General features: G+C 71.0%; 19 protein-coding genes. 9 read left to right on the forward strand and 10 right to left on the reverse strand.

Annotated features, from left to right (window positions below; translation table 11 throughout):
* Positions 1–82: 82 nt before the first annotated feature.
* Entirely contained in the window at positions 83–1,453 is a 1,371-nt protein-coding gene (locus ACQPYE_RS06780; RefSeq protein WP_498720012.1) for an NsdA family TPR-like regulatory protein, read from the forward strand.
* 51 nt (positions 1,454–1,504) lie between these two features.
* Here the strand turns inward: ACQPYE_RS06780 and ACQPYE_RS06785 are convergent, their stop codons facing one another.
* Positions 1,505–2,422: a mechanosensitive ion channel family protein gene (locus tag ACQPYE_RS06785; RefSeq protein ID WP_498720013.1), complete on the reverse strand. Its 918-nt coding sequence runs from the start codon at positions 2,420–2,422 to the stop codon at positions 1,505–1,507.
* A 16-nt stretch (positions 2,423–2,438) separates the two neighbouring features.
* Positions 2,439–4,532: a prolyl oligopeptidase family serine peptidase gene (locus ACQPYE_RS06790; RefSeq protein ID WP_498720014.1), complete on the reverse strand. Its 2,094-nt coding sequence runs from the start codon at positions 4,530–4,532 to the stop codon at positions 2,439–2,441.
* Between the two features lie 152 nt (positions 4,533–4,684).
* On the opposite strand from ACQPYE_RS06790, the gene ACQPYE_RS06795 reads away from it, so the two are divergent.
* Positions 4,685–5,350, forward strand: a complete 666-nt coding sequence (locus ACQPYE_RS06795) for an HNH endonuclease (protein ID WP_236594732.1) — start codon at positions 4,685–4,687, stop codon at positions 5,348–5,350.
* Positions 5,351–5,363: 13 nt separating this feature from the next.
* On the opposite strand, the gene ACQPYE_RS06800 is transcribed toward ACQPYE_RS06795, so the two are convergent.
* Positions 5,364–5,630: a hypothetical protein gene (locus ACQPYE_RS06800; RefSeq protein WP_498720015.1), complete on the reverse strand. Its 267-nt coding sequence runs from the start codon at positions 5,628–5,630 to the stop codon at positions 5,364–5,366.
* Between the two features lie 577 nt (positions 5,631–6,207).
* On the opposite strand from ACQPYE_RS06800, the gene ctaJ reads away from it, so the two are divergent.
* Positions 6,208–6,453 carry an aa3-type cytochrome oxidase subunit CtaJ gene (ctaJ, locus tag ACQPYE_RS06805; RefSeq protein WP_106615147.1) on the forward strand — a complete coding sequence of 82 codons (246 nt, stop codon included), beginning with the start codon at positions 6,208–6,210 and terminating at the stop codon, positions 6,451–6,453.
* Positions 6,440–6,925 carry a DUF5130 family protein gene (locus ACQPYE_RS06810; RefSeq protein WP_498720017.1) on the forward strand — a complete coding sequence of 162 codons (486 nt, stop codon included), beginning with the start codon at positions 6,440–6,442 and terminating at the stop codon, positions 6,923–6,925. The genes ctaJ and ACQPYE_RS06810 overlap by 14 nt, the downstream gene beginning before the upstream one ends.
* A gap of 50 nt (positions 6,926–6,975) precedes the next feature.
* Here the strand turns inward: ACQPYE_RS06810 and ACQPYE_RS06815 are convergent, their stop codons facing one another.
* Together ACQPYE_RS06815 and ACQPYE_RS06820 are read right to left on the reverse strand one after the other, a co-directional pair.
* A complete protein-coding gene (locus ACQPYE_RS06815; protein WP_498720018.1) occupies positions 6,976–7,140 on the reverse strand; it encodes a DUF397 domain-containing protein in 165 nt (54 codons plus the stop codon).
* A complete protein-coding gene (locus ACQPYE_RS06820) occupies positions 7,137–7,979 on the reverse strand; it encodes a helix-turn-helix domain-containing protein (protein WP_498720019.1) in 843 nt (280 codons plus the stop codon). The genes ACQPYE_RS06815 and ACQPYE_RS06820 overlap by 4 nt, the downstream gene beginning before the upstream one ends.
* Positions 7,980–8,193: 214 nt before the next feature.
* Here ACQPYE_RS06820 and ACQPYE_RS06825 point away from each other — a divergent pair, with 214 nt between their 5' ends.
* Positions 8,194–9,072, forward strand: a complete 879-nt coding sequence (locus ACQPYE_RS06825) for a helix-turn-helix domain-containing protein (protein ID WP_498720020.1) — start codon at positions 8,194–8,196, stop codon at positions 9,070–9,072.
* 130 nt (positions 9,073–9,202) lie between these two features.
* Here ACQPYE_RS06825 and ACQPYE_RS06830 read toward each other — a convergent pair whose 3' ends face one another.
* The 3 genes from ACQPYE_RS06830 to pepN form a co-directional block, all read right to left on the reverse strand.
* Positions 9,203–9,514: a type II toxin-antitoxin system PemK/MazF family toxin gene (locus ACQPYE_RS06830; RefSeq protein ID WP_498720021.1), complete on the reverse strand. Its 312-nt coding sequence runs from the start codon at positions 9,512–9,514 to the stop codon at positions 9,203–9,205.
* Entirely contained in the window at positions 9,504–9,734 is a 231-nt protein-coding gene (locus ACQPYE_RS06835; RefSeq protein ID WP_123743682.1) for a hypothetical protein, read from the reverse strand. Before ACQPYE_RS06835 ends, ACQPYE_RS06830 begins: the two co-directional genes overlap by 11 nt.
* 72 nt (positions 9,735–9,806) lie before the next feature.
* Entirely contained in the window at positions 9,807–12,368 is a 2,562-nt protein-coding gene (gene pepN / locus ACQPYE_RS06840; RefSeq protein ID WP_498720022.1) for an aminopeptidase N, read from the reverse strand.
* A gap of 220 nt (positions 12,369–12,588) precedes the next feature.
* On the opposite strand from pepN, the gene ACQPYE_RS06845 reads away from it, so the two are divergent.
* Both ACQPYE_RS06845 and ACQPYE_RS06850 read left to right on the forward strand, forming a co-directional pair.
* Complete coding sequence (locus ACQPYE_RS06845; RefSeq protein WP_498720023.1) at positions 12,589–13,212, forward strand: mycothiol-dependent nitroreductase Rv2466c family protein; 624 nt, start codon at positions 12,589–12,591, stop codon at positions 13,210–13,212.
* A gap of 68 nt (positions 13,213–13,280) precedes the next feature.
* Positions 13,281–14,636 carry an aldehyde dehydrogenase family protein gene (locus ACQPYE_RS06850; RefSeq protein WP_498720025.1) on the forward strand — a complete coding sequence of 452 codons (1,356 nt, stop codon included), beginning with the start codon at positions 13,281–13,283 and terminating at the stop codon, positions 14,634–14,636.
* An 18-nt stretch (positions 14,637–14,654) separates the two neighbouring features.
* On the opposite strand, the gene ACQPYE_RS06855 is transcribed toward ACQPYE_RS06850, so the two are convergent.
* The gene (locus tag ACQPYE_RS06855; RefSeq protein ID WP_498720026.1) at positions 14,655–15,365 is read right to left on the reverse strand and encodes a 2-phosphosulfolactate phosphatase; all 711 of its coding nucleotides are present in this window, start codon (positions 15,363–15,365) and stop codon (positions 14,655–14,657) included.
* Positions 15,366–15,392: 27 nt separating this feature from the next.
* Between ACQPYE_RS06855 and ACQPYE_RS06860 the strand changes: the two genes are divergently transcribed.
* Positions 15,393–15,860 carry a ribose-5-phosphate isomerase gene (locus ACQPYE_RS06860; protein WP_498720027.1) on the forward strand — a complete coding sequence of 156 codons (468 nt, stop codon included), beginning with the start codon at positions 15,393–15,395 and terminating at the stop codon, positions 15,858–15,860.
* Positions 15,860–16,663 (forward strand): Fpg/Nei family DNA glycosylase, encoded by an 804-nt coding sequence (locus tag ACQPYE_RS06865; RefSeq protein WP_498720028.1) that lies wholly within the window; start codon positions 15,860–15,862, stop codon positions 16,661–16,663. The genes ACQPYE_RS06860 and ACQPYE_RS06865 overlap by 1 nt, the downstream gene beginning before the upstream one ends.
* A gap of 4 nt (positions 16,664–16,667) precedes the next feature.
* On the opposite strand, the gene ACQPYE_RS06870 is transcribed toward ACQPYE_RS06865, so the two are convergent.
* Positions 16,668–17,426, reverse strand: coding sequence for a hypothetical protein (locus tag ACQPYE_RS06870; RefSeq protein ID WP_498720029.1), 759 nt, complete (start codon positions 17,424–17,426; stop codon positions 16,668–16,670).
* Positions 17,427–17,466 lie beyond the last annotated feature (40 nt).

Genomic DNA, 17,466 nt, shown 5'->3' on the forward strand with positions numbered 1-17,466 from the left:
GCACTCGGCCGTTCCGTGGTGAACGCGCAACACCGCGCCGCATCCTGGGCCCGACGGCTCCCGCCGTGAGGGAGGGCACGACATGGGCGAGGCCAACGAGGCATTGCTGCACTGGTTCCGGCAGGGCGGGTGGACGCAGCTCGAACTCGCGCGCGCCGTCGGGCGGCTCGGGCGGGCGCAAGGCCACAACGTCGCGCCCGACAGCTCCCGGGTGCGGCGGTGGCTGGAGGGCGAGCAGCCGAGGCACCCGGTCCCCGACCTGCTGGCGGCGTTGTTCGCCGACCGGCTGGGCAGGCCGTTCACGCCGGCCGACCTCGGGCTGACCGCGTCGTCGCCGGCCCGCGACCACGTGCCGTGGGACCACCGGGGGCTGGTCGCCACGTTGCAGGACTTCACGAGGAGCGATCTGATGATCAAACGCAGGGACGTGCTCGGCGCGACCGCCGCCCTCGCCACCGGCGCGGTACTGGAGGGGCGCTTGGCCGGGTGGCTGGACGCGGGCGACACGGCGCCGACCCCGGCACTCGGTCCGGGCCGGATCGGCACCGCGGAGATCGTCGAGATCGAGTCCGCGACCAGGACCTTCTGGGCCTGGGACGCCAAGCGCGGCGGCGGCCTGTACCGCGAGGCCGTGGTGGGGCAGCTCAAGGCGATGACCGACCTGCTCGACCACGGCTACCCCGACCCGATCTCCCGCCGCCTGTTCCGCTCGACCGCGGACCTGGCCAGGTTGGCGGGCTGGATGTCGCACGACGTGGGCCTCCAGGCGACCGCGCAGCGGTACTTCACGCTGGCGCTGCACTGCGCGAAACGGGCGCGGGACACCGGGCTGGGCGTCGAGGTGCTGTCCCGGATGGCACGCCAGATGGTGCACGTGAACAAACCGCGCGAGGCGTTGTCGCTGGTCGCGCTGGCCAGGCGGGGAGCGGGGGACCGGCTGGGGCCGATGGCCTCCGCGATGCTCTCCACCTGCGAGGCGTGGGCGCACGCGACCCTGGGCGACGTCGAGGCGGTGGACCGGGCGGTCGGCGCGGCGCAGGCGCGGTTCTCGCGGGCCGACCCCGCCGCCACGCCCGGCTGGCTGTCCTACTTCGACCAGGCGGGGCTGGAGGGCATGGCGGCCCTGTCGTACCGGACGGCCGCCGACCACCGGCCGGGCACGGAGCGCAAGGCAGAACCGCACCTCGCCGAGGCGCTGCGCCTGCGACGTGACTCCTACCGGCGGTCGAACCTGTTCGACGTGATCTCCCTGGTGGGCGTCCGCGTGCTCCAGGGCGAGCACGCGGAGGCGAACCGCCTGGCGGCCGACCTGCTGAGCCCGGCCGGGCGCATCAGCTCGACCAGGACCTTCGACCGCATCAAGGTCGTCCGCGACCGGGCCGTGGCCGACGCCGCCCGCTCGAAGGACGCCCGGCTGCTGGCCGACACGCTCACCACGGTGATCGCGGCCTGAGCGGCTGCCCGGTGGTCGGGCAGGAGCACGACGGCCCCTGCCCGGTCGCCGTCAGGAGGACTTCAGGGAGATGCCCGCGTCGTCCAGCGCGGGCATCAGCTTGGCTCTCAGAGCGCGCTGGACGGCCCACTGGCGGCCCGGCCGGACCTTCACCGTCACCCGCATGGTGATGCCCTCCGGCGTGACCTTCTCCACGCCGAGCACCTGCGGCTTGTCGATGACGTCCTTGGCCAGCAGCTCCTCGACCGTGGCTTCCTCCACGGCCTTGGTCAGCACCTCGCTGGCCGACGCCAGGTTCGCGCCGTACCCGAGCGGCAGGTCGACCACCGCCACCGCGAAGCCCTGCGACGAGTTGCCGACCCGCAGGATCTCGCCGTTGCGGACGTACCAGACGGTGCCGTTCGTGTCGCGGATCGTGGTGATCCGCAGCGCCACCGACTCCACCGTGCCGGTCGCGGGGCCGAGGTCGACCACGTCGCCGACGCCGTACTGGTCCTCCAACATCATGAACATGCCGGACAGGAAGTCCTTGACCAGGTTCTGCGCGCCGAAGCCGATGGCGACGCCGAGGATGCCCGCCGAGGTCAGGATGGGCGCGGGATTCATGCCCAGCTCGGTGAGGACCTGGATGAACGCCACCCCGAACACGATGATCGTGACGAACGACTTGAGCACCGAGCCGATGGTCTTGGCCCGCTGCTCGCGCCGCTCGGAGACCAGCGCGCCCAACGCCTGGGGGGCGCGCTCCCGCAGCGGCTTGAGCAGCTTCGGCTTCCGCCCGCCGTTGCCCCGGGTCATCCGGTCGATCAGCCGGCGCAGCACGAACCGGACCACGACCGCGATGATCAGCGTCAACGCGATCCGCAACGCGCCCTCGGCGATCTTGGGCCCGTTGGTCACCCACCACTCGACGGCGAGGGTCGACTCCACGTCGAACACCGGTGTCGGCGTCGGCTCCACGTCCAGCACCTGCTCAGTCCTCCACTCACAACTCCAGGCCGGTCGCCCAGGCCAAGAAGGTCAACTGGTCCACGGCCAGGCCCACCGATCGGCTCACCGAGCGGCCCGCGTGCCCCACCTCGGTCTCGCGGCGGAGTAGCACCGGGTGCTTGGTCGGATCACTCGACGTCGCGTGCTGCAGCGCCGCGCACATCTTCCGGGCGTGGTTGGGGTCCACGCGGCTGTCCGACTCGAAGACCGTGAACAGCACCGAAGGGTACTCAACTCCCGTCCGCACCCGGTGGTACGGGGAGTAGGCCAGCAGCCACGCCAGCTCTTCGGGCACGGCCGCCGAGCCGTACTCCTCCGCCCAGAGCCGCCCCAGCAGGAAGTTCTCGTACCGCACCATGTCCAGCAGTGGCGCTGAGCACACCACGGCCGCGTAGAGCTCCGGCCGCTGCGTCAACGCCGCACCGACGAGCAGCCCGCCGTTCGACCCACCCATGATCGACAGCTGCTGCGGCGTGGTCCACCCGTCGCGGATCAGCCGCTCGGCCGCCGCGTGGAAGTCGTCGAACACGTTCTGCTTGCGCTCGCGCATCCCCGCCCGGTGCCATTCCTCACCCTCCTCGTCGCCGCCGCGCAACGACGCGTGCGCCCACACGCCGCCCGCCTCGACCCACGCCAACGTGGTCGCGCTGTACCCCGGCCCGCGCCCCACCGCGAACCCGCCGTACCCGGTGAGCAACGTCGGCCGGGGCAGGTCCGGGTGCTGCTCGCCGGACACCACGAACATTCGCACGACCGTGCCGTCCGACGACGTGTACGAGACCTGTTGTGTGGACAACTCCGGAAGCGTCACCGATCCGGGCGCCGCCGCCTCCAGCTCGGTCCGCCCGCTCGACAGCGAGTACCGGTACACCGACAAGGGCGTGATGAAGTCCGACCACCCGAACCACAGCACGTCCCGGTCCGCACCGGTCAGCTCGTCGACCGTGGACAACCCGTGCAGCGACCCCGTCCCGGGCAGCGGGACCTCCCGCAGGTGCTCGCCGGTCGCGGGGGAGTGCAGGTGCAGCTCCGACACCGCGTGCCGGGTCCGCAGCAGCACCAGCGACCCGTCCAGCCACGTCACCGCGTCCAGCACCGAGTCCGGCTGCTCGGCGACCAGCTCGGTCCACTCGGTCGGCGCCGCCGGGTCGGCCACGCACACCCGGAACCGGGGCGCGTCCAGGCTGGTGCGCAGGTAGAGCCGCCCGTCCGGGGCGACCCACGCCGAGCACTGCACGTCGTCGGAGTCGCGCACGACCGGCGCCAGCTCGCCGGAGCCGCGCAGGTCGGCGATCCACACCGAGTCGCGCCGCACGGTGCCGGGCGCGCCGTTGACCACCAGCCACCGGCCGTCCTCCGACAACGACAACCCGTAGTAGTAGGTGTGGTCGAGCCCGTCGCCGTGCACGTTCACGTCGTCGGACGCGGGCGTGCCCACCCGGTGCCGCCACACCCGCCGGTGGAACTGCCGCTCGTCCTCGGGCACCAGCGCGGGGTCGACCCGGCGCACGTAGAAGAACTCCTCGCCGCCGGGCAGCCAGCCGACCGGCGAGTACCGGCACCGGTCGATCGGACCGTCCAGCAGCTCGCCCGTGTCGACGTCCACGACGTGCAGCAACGAGTGCTCGTCCCCGCCGACGGACACCTGGTACGCCAGCCGCGTGCCCTCGCGGGACGGCGACCAGCGGTCGAGCGTGGTCCGCCCGGACGGGTCGAGCCGCGACACGTCCAGCAGCACCCGCTCCACGCCGTCCACCCGCACGTACAGCACCGGGTGGTCCTCGTCCGGTCCGCGACGGGTGTAGAACGCCCGCCCGGCCCGCCACACCGGCGTGCCGACGGAACCGGTTCGCATCAGCTCGCCCAACCGGGCGGCGAGCGCGTCCCGGCCCGGCATCGCGTCCAGCCACGACCGCGCCACCCCGTCCTGCTCGGCGGACCACGCGGCGGTTCGGGGGTCCGCAGGGTCCTCCAGCCAGCGGTAGGGGTCGTGGACCGCGTTTCCGTGCAGGTCGTCGACGAGGTCGAGCCGCGGCGCGGTCGGGTAGGCGATCGTCGCAGGCAGCGCTGCGGGGGAGGCTTCGGTCACCTCTCCGAGCGTAGCGCGGGTGATGAAAACCATGTCCGATAGGGGTCGGTTCACCCCGGTTTCGCTCTCGGCTTCGTGACACGTCACATATCACAGGTGATTTTTGGGGTCGATCTGTGGTCTGCTAGGTCTGAACCGGTGGAGGTGGTCGCGTGCCAGACCGACAACCCACCCCGATCGGCGCCCTGGTGAACGCCGGGATCGCGTCGTCGGTGCCGTCCGGCCAGAAGCAGCTCGCGCTGAACACCGTGCACACTGTGGCCGACGGCCAGGGGGCCGGTCCGGCGCCCGTGGTGTTGCCTTGGGGAAGACGCAAGGTCCTGCTGCTCAACGCCACGTTCGAACCGCTCACCGCGCTGCCCCTGCGGCGCGCGGTGGTCCTCGTGGTGTGCGGCAAGGCCGAGGTCGTGCACGGCGACCCCGCCGGGGCCGTCGTCCACTCCTCGACGTCCGCGGTGGTCGTCCCGTCGGTGATCCGGCTGGCCAACTACGTGCGGGTGCCCTACCGGGGTCGGGTGCCGCTCACGCGGGCCGGGCTGATGCACCGGGACCGGTACCGCTGCGCGTACTGCGGCGGACGCGCCGAGACGATCGACCACGTGGTGCCGCGCAGCCGCGGCGGCCCCCACTCGTGGACCAACTGCGTCGCCTGCTGCGCGAAGTGCAACCACCGCAAGGCCGACAAGCTCCTCTCGGAGCTCGGCTGGCGCCTGCGAGTGGTGCCCAACGCGCCCCGCGGGCCGCACTGGCGGCTGCTGGCCGGCGTCACCGAGGCCGACCCGCTGTGGCTGCCCTACCTCGGCGAGCCCGCGGCTTAGCGACCGCTCCCGCTCAGGCCGCCAGGACGTGGTCCTGGGGGTCGTTCGTGATGCGCACCGAACCTCCCGTGATGCGCACCGACCCCTCCGTGATGCGCACCGAACCGTTCGTGATCCGGACGGAGCCCGACGTGATGCGCACCGAGCCCACCGTCGTGATGCGCACCGAGTCGGTGTCCGACCCGGTGATCCGAACGGAGTCCGAGGTGATGCGGACGGAGCCCTGGGAGGTGATCCGAACGGAGTCGTCGGAGGTGATGCGCACCGACTCGGCGAGCACTGCTTGAGGCTGAACAGTGGTAACGCTCTGCTCCGGTTGGGTGTACGGCGAAAGAGTGAGGGCGGCGACCAGAACAAGGTTCATGGTGTACATGTCGTGTCCTCCGAGACTCATCGGGCGGGAATTGGCCTCCGGAATCGGATGCGCAAGACCCGTACAGGTGAAAAGCTAGAAGCCGAGTGGGCCCAGGACAAGACGCCAAACCGGCCGCCATTCGCCTCCGTCCGGGGGAAGGCCATCCGGGTGTACGCACTGCGACGATCGAGCACGGGAGCTGGTTCATCCGGTGCCGATGGACACCGAGGGTGACGTCGTCGCAGGTAGGGCGTCGGGTAGATCACAAAGGGTCATATGCCACGTGGCAGGGCCATGCCGGTGACGGCCGCGCGCTCGCGGCACGGTCGGCGTCCCACGACGTGGTCACCGCCGTACGCGTGGTCGCGGACCGCGCCCGCGGGGCCGCGTTAACAGTTGGAAGGACCGCCGGACGGTCCCGCGCGCACCGCTGGACCCACACCAGTGCGGAAACGGTGCCCTCACCCGGACCTGACCAGGACGATCGGTTACCGTAGCCGGCGTGACCATCGTGGAGACCGTGCTCGTCTTCGCGCTGATCCCGCTGGCCATCTACGGCGTGATCACGCTACTGACGCTGAGGCCGAAGGCCACCCGCATTCAGCGGTACCGCCCGGGCCAGGAGTGGAACTACGCCCCCGTCTGGTGGACGGCGAACCCGGCGGGCTTGCCCGGCGGCGCGCACCAGGCCGTCACGGCGCCGGCCGAGGGCCGCACCGCCAAGGGAGGTGCCCGTGGCAACTGGTGAGCTGACGAGGGTGGACGTCGACCCGTCGACGCTGGAGGTCGGCGAGGTCGTCACCAACAGCGGCCGGGTGTCCGCCGCGAAGATGTACGAGCCGCACGCGCCGAGCCTGCCGTTCACGCCGGTGCAGCTGTCGAGCCTGGACGAGGCGCTGACGCTGGCCAGCCGCACCACCGGGCTGGACTTCAGCGTGTACCTCGGCGAGCTGGGCGCGGACGCGCGGGCGAAGGCCGAGGAGCTGCACGCCGCCACCACGCGCCCCACGCACGCCGTGCTCGTCGCGGTGTCGCCCGGTGAACGCCGGGTGGAGGTGGTGACGGGCGAGGAGTCCCACCGCCGCATCGCCGACCGCGGCGCGAAGCTGGCCGTGATGAGCATGGTCGCGTCCTTCAAGGAGGGCGACCTGTCCGGCGGTCTGATGAGCGGCCTGCGGATGCTGACCGACCAGGCCGGCCCGGCTCCCAAGCACGCCTGACGCACGACGAGGTGAAGGCCCCGGCGCACACCCGCCGGGGCCTTCTCGCGTCACTTGGACTTGAGCGCGTCCACGAACGCCTTCAGCCGTGCCGGACGGACACCCAGCACGACGCCGGGGTTCTTGCTGTCCCGCACCGCGCCCAGGTGGTTCGCCACCTCGACGCAGGAGCCATCGCTGACACTCCTGTCGGACTTCTTCCAGCGCACCGTCATGCGACTCCCGTCGTCCGTTGCACCTCCTTCGCGATGAGTTCGAACGACTGCTCCGTGCTCATCGCGACGTCCATCAACCTTGGCACGCACGCCTCGAAGCCTGCTACTGCCTCAGCCTCTTGCACGAAGACCGAGCTGACGTGGTTCTCCAGGTGCGCGAACGACGTGCCCTCGCACTTCAGCACCGTGAACGCGCCGTCGAGGCCCGGGTGCCAGCCGGTGGCGGCCGGCACGACCCTGAGGTCGACGTTCTCGTGCGCGCTCATCATCAACAGGTGGTCGAACTGCTCGGTCATGACCTCCCGGCTGCCGAACACCTGGCTCAGCACGGCCTCGCCGATCAGGACGGTGTAGCGGACCGGGTTGCGGCGGGTGAGGATGTCCCGCCGCCCCATCCGGACCGCGACGCGGGTGGCGATCTCCCCGTCGGGGATGCGGGCGGCTTCCATGATCGAGCGGGTGTAGGCGCTGACCTGGAGCAGGCCGGGGATGATCAGCGGCGACCAGCTCACGATCTCCTTGGCCATCTGCTCGACCTCGACGAGCGCGGCGATCTGGGCGCGCAGCTCGGGCATGTCGATCATCGCGAGGGGTGATCCGCTGGGATCTTCGGTCATCTCCAGGATTTCTTCGCGTTCCCGATCGGGGATGACGAGCGGGTCGAGGATGCGGATGACCTCCGCCCGGGTCGGGACGCGTTGGCCGCTCTCGTTGCGCGAGAGCAACGAATGTACGACGCCAATTTTCTTCGCGAGTGCGCGCTGGCTGAGTTTGTTGGTCGTCCGCGCGTTGCGCAAACGCGCGCCCAGTGCGATGGATTTCGAGGTGTTGCGGTTCATGGAAATGCATACTAAAGCGGGACCAGTGGTCAAGTCTCTCGCTCGAAAAGGGGATTGACCAGCTGTTGCGGGCCGGACAAGGTGTTGTGCACCAGAGCTTCCGGCCAGCCCGCACACTGGTCGGACATGCGCGGCGGGTGGTGGTGTGCGCGACGGGACTTCGCTGCACCCACCACTCGCCGTGTCTTTGCACATGTGCGTCATAGGGGGTGTCATGGAGTCCGAAGAAAGGCCGTCCGTGAGGTTGAGCACGGCGCGCAGTCGGGAATTGGGCGAGGAATTGCGGCGCGTCCGGCACCGGGCCCGGATGTCGACGGCCTTCGTCGCCGACGCGCTCGGTTGGTCGTTGGGCAAGCTGTCGAAACTCGAAACCGGCAGTCGCGGCACGAGCCCGTGGGAAATCGGGACGCTGCTCGGTCGGTGCGGCGCGGACAAGCCGACCCGCGACCGGGTCCTGGCGATCGCCAGCGAGGTCGACGCGGGCAACTTCCTGCGCCGGCACGACCCGTGGCCGGACACGCTCACGGCGGTGTCCGTGCACGAGCACGCGGCCCGCACGGTGACCACCTACGAGCCGCTGGTGGTGCCGAGCCTGGCGCAGACCGAGGACTACGCGTACGCGTTGACCAGGGACCGGGACCTGACGGAGGCGCGCATGACCCGGCAGGACGCGTTGCGCAGGCCGGGCGGCCCGGAGGTGGTGATCTACATCCACGAGGCGGCGTTGCGGATCGTCGTCGGCGACGCGAAGGTCATGCGCGACCAGCTGCTGCGCCTGACGCTGATGTGCGGGTGGTCGCGGATCAGCCCGCGGATCATCCCGATGAGCGCGCCGTCGCACACGGTCCTGCGCCACTCCGCGACCCTGCTGACGTTCCCGTCGCCGACCAAGCCGCTGGCCTACGCGGAGACCGAGACGGCGACGGTCTTCCACGACGACCCGAGCGCGATCAACGCCTACGAGGCCAAGATGCGGCAGCTGGAACACGTGGTCCTGAGCCCGACCCACTCACGTGACGTGTTCGCCCGCTGGGCCGACGCCTACGACCGCGACCACCGCTCCGCGCCGGAAGCGAAACGGGACAGCGCCTGAGCGCTGCCCCGTTCACCTTCAGCCATCACACGCCCGCAGCGGCTCCGACTCTGCGGGCACTGCGTGCTTCCACCACGTCGTCCTCGACCTCAGGACCGGTCGAACTCCTGGGCCGGCAGCGCCTCTCGGTTCACACGTCAAGCACAGTGCGAAGAGCGGTGTCCACCTCGTTCATCTCGTGCAGTGACAACCTTCCGACCAGATCGCCCAGGCGTTGCGGGTCGACGGCCGTTGTCTGCTCTACGAGCACTCGGGTCGGCTGTCCGTTCAGCTCGATCTCAGGACGGAACGACGCCGGTCGGGCCGAGGTGGACGTCGGTGCCACCAGCCACGTGCTCAACGGGAGCGCGTTCGATTGGACGACGACTGCGTAGCGACTGCCTTGCTGCTCGTGCCCGGTGGCGTTGCGCGGCGCCCGAAGGCGGTAGACCTCACCACGCACGCAGTGGCTCCAGGTCCGCGAGCACGGCCCGTGCTTCCGCCACGTCGTCAGGGTCGGCCGCCAATGCCAGCGCCTCCTCGCGCAATGCCTCGGCTTGCTGCACCTTCGCGGCCAAGAGCAGGGCCTCGCGAATCGCGGCTGAAGCGCTGCGGCCGTCAGCCGTCAAGCGCTCCAGTGCCCGTTCCGTCTCGGTGTCCGGGCGAAAAGTGATGGTGCCCACGTGGTAAGCGTACTACAAGATGTATGACGTGCGGTGACACGATCGGGTTCACCGCACGTCACACGTCGAGCCTCAGGACCGGTCGAACTCCTGGGCGGCCAGGGCGCGCACGATGCCCGCGCGGCCTTCCGAGACCAGTCGTCGCAGGGCGGGCGGGCGTTCTTCGGCCAGCCACTCGTCGGCCGCCGTGACCGTCTCCTTCGAGATGGACCACGACGGGAACAGGCCAACGACCATCGACTGGGCCCGCTCGCTCGACCGGCGTTCCCACACGTCGGCCACGTCGGCGAAGTACCGCACCACGAACGGCTGGAGCAGCGCCTTCTGACCGGGGTGCTGGATGCCCGCGATGATCGCCTCGGACACCGCGTTGGGCAGCTCGTCGTCGTTCACCGCGCGGTCCCACGCCTCGGTCTTCGCCTCGACCGTCGGCCGCAGCGCACGCGCCGACTCGGCCTTGCGCCGACCGGTGGCGGTGGGGTCGCGCTCTTCCTCGGCCTGGATCTCGGCCGGCCCGGCGGCGCCGTGCGCGACCAGCGCGTTCAGCAACCGCCACCGCAGGTCGGTGTCCACGTCGAGGCCGGCGAGCACGTCCGTGCCGTCCAGCCAGCCGCGCACCACCGCGACCGTCGCCTCGTCCAGCACGGAACCGGCCAGCGCGTTCACGAACGCCAACTGGTGGTCCGAACCGGCCTCGGCGGCACGCGCCAGCTCCAACGTCCGGGAGGTGAACCTGCGCCAGCCCTCGTCGCGCCACGACACGTCCGCGTACGACGACAGCGCCGTCTGCGCCTGCAGCAGCAGCCGCTGCACGACGCCGACCTCGGTCTCCGCGTGCAGCCCGCCGAGCACCAGGTTCACGAAGTCGCGCGCCTTCAGCTCGGCCTCACGCGTCATCTCCCAGGCCGCCGACCAGCACAGCGTGCGCGGCAGCGGCTCGGCGATGTCGGCGATGTGGTCGATCAGCGACGCCAGCGAGTCGGCGTCCAGGCGCATCGTGCAGTAGGTGAGGTCGTCGTCGTTGACCAGCACCAGCTTGCCGCGCGGCACGCCGACCAGCTCGGGCACCTCGGTGCGCTCGCCGGACACGTCCAGCTCGACGCGGTGGGTGCGCACGAGCTTGCCGTCGGCGTCGGCGTCGTACACGCCGACCGCCAACCGGTGCGTGCGCAGCTCGCCCTTGCCCGGCCGGGCGCCGCCCTGGAGCACGGCGAACTCGGTGAACCGGCCCTCGGCGTCGACCGAGTACTTGGGTCGAAGCAGGTTCAGGCCGGTGGTCTCCAGCCACTGCGCGCTCCACCACGACAGGTCGCGGCCGGACGCCTCTTCCAGCGCGTTGAGCAGGTCGGCCAACGTGGCGTTGCCCCAGGCGTGCTTGCCGAAGTACACCCGCAGGCCGGACAGGAAGTTGTCCAGCCCCACGTACGACACCAGCTGCTTGAGCACCGAGGCGCCCTTGGCGTAGGTGATGCCGTCGAAGTTGACCTCGACCGCCTGGAGGTCCGGGATGTCGGCGGCCACGGGGTGCGTGGAGGGCAGCTGGTCCTGCCGGTACGCCCACGACTTCTCGATCTTGGCGAACGTCGTCCACGCCTGCCGGTACTCGGTCGCCTCGGCCTGCGCCAGCACCGACGCCCAGGTGGCGAACGACTCGTTCAGCCACAGGTCGTCCCACCAGCGCATGGTCACCAGGTCGCCGAACCACATGTGCGCCATCTCGTGCAGCACGGTCTCGGCACGGCGTTCGTACAGGTAGCGGGTGACGCGGCTGCGAAAGACGTAGTCCTCCAGGAACGTGACGCAGCCGGCGTTCTCCATCGCGCCCGCGTTGAACTCGGGCACGAAGCACTGGTCGTACTTGCCGAACGGGTAGGTGACCCCGAACGCCTTGTGGTAGAAGCCGAAACCCTGCTTGGTCTCGGTGAACAGCCGCTCGGCGTCCATGTGCGGCGCGAGCGACGCGCGGCAGTAGATGCCCAGCGGGATGGTGGTGCCGTCGTCGTCGAACTCGTCGCGCCACTCGGCGTACGGGCCCGCGACCAGCGCGACCAGGTACGTCGACATGGGCTTGGTGGTGGCGAAGACGTGCCGGTCCGCGCCGCCCGTGCCGTCCACAGTGGACTCGATCGCCGAGTTGGAGACGACCTTCCAGTGGTGCGGCGCGGTGACCGCCAGGTCGTAGACCGACTTGAGGTCGGGCTGGTCGAAGCAGGCGAACATGCGCTTGGCGTCCGCCGTCTCGAACTGCGAGTACAGGTACACCTCGCCGTCGACCGGGTCGACGAACCGGTGCAGGCCCTCGCCGGTGTTCATGTACCGGCAGTCGGCCTCGACGGTCAGCTCGTTGACCTCGGCCAGGTCGGGCAGGTGGACGCCGTCTTCCTCGCGGTACTCGGAGACGTCCAGCTCGTGTCCGTTGAGCACGGCTCGGTGGACATTGGCGGCCACGATGTCGATCCACGAGGACGCGCCGGGCGTCCGGCTGCGGAAGGCAACCGTCGTGGTCGAGCGGAACGTGTCCGAGCCGGGCTTGCCGCCACCGTCGGTCAGGTCCAGCTCGATCCGGTAGGAATCGACCTCCAGCAGCGCAGCCCGCTGCTGCGCCTGGTCGCGGGTGAGGTTGGGTGCCGCCACTGGTCACCTCGTCTGCCGCCGCCACGGGACCTCGGCGTCGGCGTCGTCGGAACGGGAAAGGGGTGTCGAGTCGGTGAACACGACAGTCGCATCCAATCACGTGGGACGCCCGGAAGTGGACTGGCGTCCGAGGGAAGACTGCGCGCGGTCGCCTGGTTGAGCACGATGGAAGCGCCGGACCTGGCGCACCGCTCACGAACAGCCACGGAGGGAACACCGCATGTCGACAGAGGGACGCACGAAGGTCGACTTCTACTTCGACCCGATCTGCCCGTTCGCGTGGATCTCGTCCCGGTGGATCCTCGAGGTGGAGGAGCAGCGCGAACTCGACCTGGACTTCCGCGTGATGAGCCTCTCCGTGCTCAACGAGGGCCGGGACCTGCCCGCCGACTACCGCGCCATGATGGACCGCGGCTGGGGTCCGGTGCGCGTCGCCATCGCGGCGGCCAAGCTCAAGGGCGACGGCGTGCTGCGCGACCTGTACACCGCGCTCGGCACCCGGATCCACAACGAGGGCCTGGGTCAGACGCGTGACTACGACCAGGCCATCAAGCTGGCGCTGGAGGACGTGGGCCTGCCCGCGGAGCTGGCCGAGGCCGCGCACACCGACGCGCACGACGAGGAGCTGCGGGCCAGTCACCACCGCGGCATGGACCCGGTGGGGATGGACGTCGGCACGCCCACGATCCACATCGACGGCGTGGCGTTCTTCGGGCCCGTGCTCAGCAAGATCCCGCGTGGCGAGGACGCGGTGAAGGTGTTCGACGGCGCGCGGGCGTTGGCGAGCTTCCCTCACTTCTTCGAGCTCAAGCGCACCCGGACCGGGGGTCTGGACTTCTCCTGACGCGATCGGTGTGACACTCTTGGGCAGGTTTCGTCCTGGAGTGTCACATCGTTCTCGGGGAGTCCGCAGTGATCGAGGTCGTCAACCCGACCACCGAAGAGGTCGTCGGCACGGTCCGGGCCGGCACCGTCGGAGACGTGGACACCGCCGTGATCAGGGCGGTCGCCGCGTTCCCGGCCTGGTCGGCGACGTCCCCGGACTCCCGGCTGGCGCTCGTGCGGGCGCTCGCGGACGCCATCGAGGCGCGGGCCGCCGAGTTCGCCTCGACCATGACGGCCGAGATGGGCACCCCCGCCACGTTCGCGTCGCGGGTGCAGGTGCCGAACCCGGTGGGCATCGCGCGCGGCGTGGCGGACGCTTTGGCCGCCGGGTACTTCGACGGCGCGGAGATCGGGAACTCGCTCGTGCTGCGGGAGCCGGTCGGCGTCGTCGCGGCCATCACGCCGTGGAACTTCCCGTTGCAGCAGATGGTGGCCAAGGTCGTGCCCGCGTTGGCCGCGGGGAACGTGGTCGTGCTCAAGCCGAGCGAGCTGGCTCCTCTCACCGCGGACCTGCTGGCTTCGGTGCTGCACGGCGTCGGCGTGCCCGAAGGTGTGTTCTCCCTGGTCCACGGCACGGGTCCGGTGGTCGGCGAAGCGTTGGCGAGTCACCCGATGGTGGACATGGTGTCGTTCACCGGTTCGACGCGGGCCGGTCGGCGGGTGTCCGCGCTGGCCGCCGAGACCGTGAAGCGGGTGGCGCTGGAGCTGGGCGGCAAGTCGGCGAACGTTGTGCTGGACGACGCCGACCTGACGCGCGCGGTGAAGATCGGCGTGGGCAACGCGTACATGAACAACGGGCAGGCGTGCAGCGCGTGGACCCGCTTGCTGGTGCCCGCTTCCCGGCACGACGAGGCGCTGGAGATCGCGGTCGCCGCCGCGGCCAAGTACGAGCCCGCCGACCCGGCCCTGCCGACCACCCGCATGGGCCCGGCGGTGTCGGCCGCGCAACGCGACCGCGTCGTCGGCTACATCGAGCGCGGCGTCTCGGAAGGGGCGAAGCTCGCCCTCGGCGGCACCTCCCGTCCCCTCGACCGGGGCTTCTTCGTCACGCCGACCGTGTTCGGCGACGTCCGGTCGGACATGGTGGTCGCGCAGGAGGAGATCTTCGGCCCGGTCCTGTCCGTCATGCCCTACGCGGACGAGGACGACGCCGTGCGGATCGCGAACTCCACCATCTACGGCTTGGGCGGCGCGGTGTTCTCCGCCGACCCCTCGCGGGCCCTCTCCGTGGCCAAGCGCCTGCGCACGGGCCAGGTGGACATCAACGGCGCGGCGTTCAACACCAGCGCCCCGTTCGGCGGCTACCGCCAGTCGGGCAACGGCCGCGAGTTCGGCGCCCACGGCCTGGACGAGTTCACCGAGCTGAAGTCCGTCCAACGCTGACCCTCGCGTCGGAGGGGGTCAGGTGGCGCGCAGGAGGCCGTCGGTCAGGCGTGGGACGGCGGTGCTGACGTTCACCTGGGAGGCCAGGGCGACGTCAGCGGCGTGGCCGGCGGCGATCAGCTCGCGGCCGGACACGCAGCCTGCCAGCACGTCCTCCACCGACGCCCACGCGTACATCTCCGCTGCCAGAGCCGCTTCCACCGAGGCCGAGCCGTAGCCCAACAGGGACGACATGACCGCGCCCGCGCCCAGCAGGTCCTCCACCGCCGGCCGCAGCGGTCCGACGTCCCCGTGCTCCGCCAGGTTCACGCCCCACCGCTCACCGCCCGGCACGACGCCGATCGGCCCGCCCGCCGCCAACTCCCGGGCCGCCGACGCGACCGCCCGCGCGTTGCGCAGGCACCCGGCCAGCACGATCGCCCCCGTGCCCTCGGCCAACGAGCACAACGTGGCGCCGTTCGCCGAAGCCAGCTCCAGCTCCGTCCCGGCGGGCACCGACACCAGGGACGACGGCCGCAACGTCCACGACGGGTCCGCCGGACGTGCCGCGGACGCGCGCTCCGACCAGTGCACCGGCCGCACGGCCCCACCACGCGCCACGACGACGTCCACCGCCGTGGAGAACGACAGCACGTCCACGACCACGAGCACCGCGCACTGCTCACCGAGCGCGGCGACCCCCTCCGGACCCCACTCCAACCGCAGCCGACAACCCTCTTGTCCGAACACGCGGCCAAGGATGGCAGACTTGTTGACGTGCGCGTTTACCTGGGATCGGACCACGCGGGCTTCGAGCTGAAGACCCACCTCGTCAAGCACCTGACCGACGCGGGCCACGAGGTGGTCGACGTCGGACCGGCCACCTACGACGCGGAGGACGACTACCCGCCGTTCTGCATCGAGGCGGCCCGCCGCGTGGTCGCGGACGAGGGCAGCCTGGGCATCGTCATCGGCGGCTCCGGCAACGGCGAGCAGATCGCCGCGAACAAGGTGCCCGGCGCCCGTGCCGCGCTCGCCTACAGCGTGGAGACGGCCAAGCTCGCCCGCGAGCACAACGACGCCCAGCTCATCGGCGTCGGCGGTCGGATGCACACCACCGAGGAGGCGTTCGCGATCGTCGAGGCGTTCCTCGCCACCCCGTTCTCCGGGCAGGAGCGGCACGCGCGCCGCATCGACATCCTCCGCGAGTACGAGCGCACCGGCGAGGCGCCGGCCCTGCCCTGATGCCCGAAGGCCACACGCTGCACCGCCTGGCGAAGCTGCACCAGCGCCGGTACGCGGGCTCGACCGTCCGGGTGTCGAGCCCGCAGGGCAGGTTCGCCACGTCCGCCGTGGACGGCCGGCTGTTCGAGCGCGCCGAGGCGCACGGCAAGCACCTGTTCCACGTCTACGGGCCGGACGCGACCGTGCACGTGCACCTGGGTCTCTACGGCACGTTCACCGAGTCGCCGCACCCGGTCACCCAGCCGGTGGGCCAGGTGCGGATGCGGCTGGTCGGCCCCACCCACTGGACGGACCTGCGCGGCCCGAACCGGTGCGAGGTCCTGACCGACGTCGAGGTGGCCGCGCTGCGCGCCCGCCTCGGGCCGGACCCGCTGCGCCGTGACGCGAAACCCGACCTGGCCCACGCGCGCATCGCCCGGTCCCGCCAGTCCATCGCCGTGCTGCTGATGGACCAGACCGTGGTCGCGGGCGTCGGCAACATCTACCGGGCCGAGGTGCTGTTCCGGCACGGCGTGCACCCGCTCGTGCCCGGCAACCAGGTGGACCGGGCGTTGTGGGACGACCTGTGGCTCGACCTGGCCGTGCTCATGCGGGCCGGGGTGAAGGTCGGGCGCATCGACACCGTGCGGCCCGAGCACCTGCCCGAGGTCACCGGCCGGCCGCCGCGCCAGGACCGGCACGGCGGCGAGGTCTACGTCTACCGCCGCACCGGCCAACCGTGCCTGGTCTGCGGCACGCCCGTCGCCGCAGCCTCACTGGCAGGCCGGAACCTCTACTGGTGCCCGACCTGCCAGCCCGCCTGAGCGGTCAGAACCCGCCGAAGTCACCGCCGCCGCCGAAGTCGCTGCCGTAGTCACCGCCGCCGTAGTCGCCACCGGTGTCACCACCCGCGTCGCCGCCGTCACCACCGTCGCCGCTGTCGTCACCGCCGCTGGGGTCCTCGGACGCCACGGCCGCCGGCACGCCGACCATGCCCGTGAACATCGCGCTGAACAGCATCATCGAGGCGAAGCCCCACGCGCCCGCCACCAGCGCGGGCTTCCACCACGGCTCGGAGTACCAGCCCTGCGGCACCGGACGTCCCGCCACCACGCCACCGGGGTAGTAGTGCGGCGTGTGCGCGCCCGGCCGCGGCGAGGCGACGTACCGGTGACCCTCCACCGTGACGTCACGCTCCTCCGACACCTTGCCCGCCCGGCTCTGCCCGGTGAGGTCCGGCAGCTCGGGGCCGGGGTCGAGGTCCATCGCGACGCGCGCGGCCCGCACGTAGTACAGGCCCTCCATCGCGGTCTGCGTGACCAGGCGGCACTGCTCCACCGTGCGCGCCTGCTCCATCTGCGAACCGGCCGCCGTGAACCGCTCGGACGCGTCGGCCATCGCCTGCTGCGAGGCCACGTCCGTGCCGGCCAGGTTCATCACCTGGCCGCCCAACCGCTCCACCCACCGGCGTGCCTCGGCCTGGGCGTCCTCCAGCTCACGGCGGCGCTTCTCGGCGGCGGAGCGGACGCCGTACCAGATCGCGCCAGCCAGGACCAGCAGCACGAGCAACACGATCGTGGTGGTCATCGACCCTCCCGGTGCTTGTTGTCCGGAAAACGCCCCACGC

Origin of the sequence: Actinosynnema sp. CA-299493 (assembly GCF_050946825.1) — a bacterium.
Taxonomy (GTDB): Bacteria; Actinomycetota; Actinomycetes; order Mycobacteriales; family Pseudonocardiaceae; genus Actinosynnema.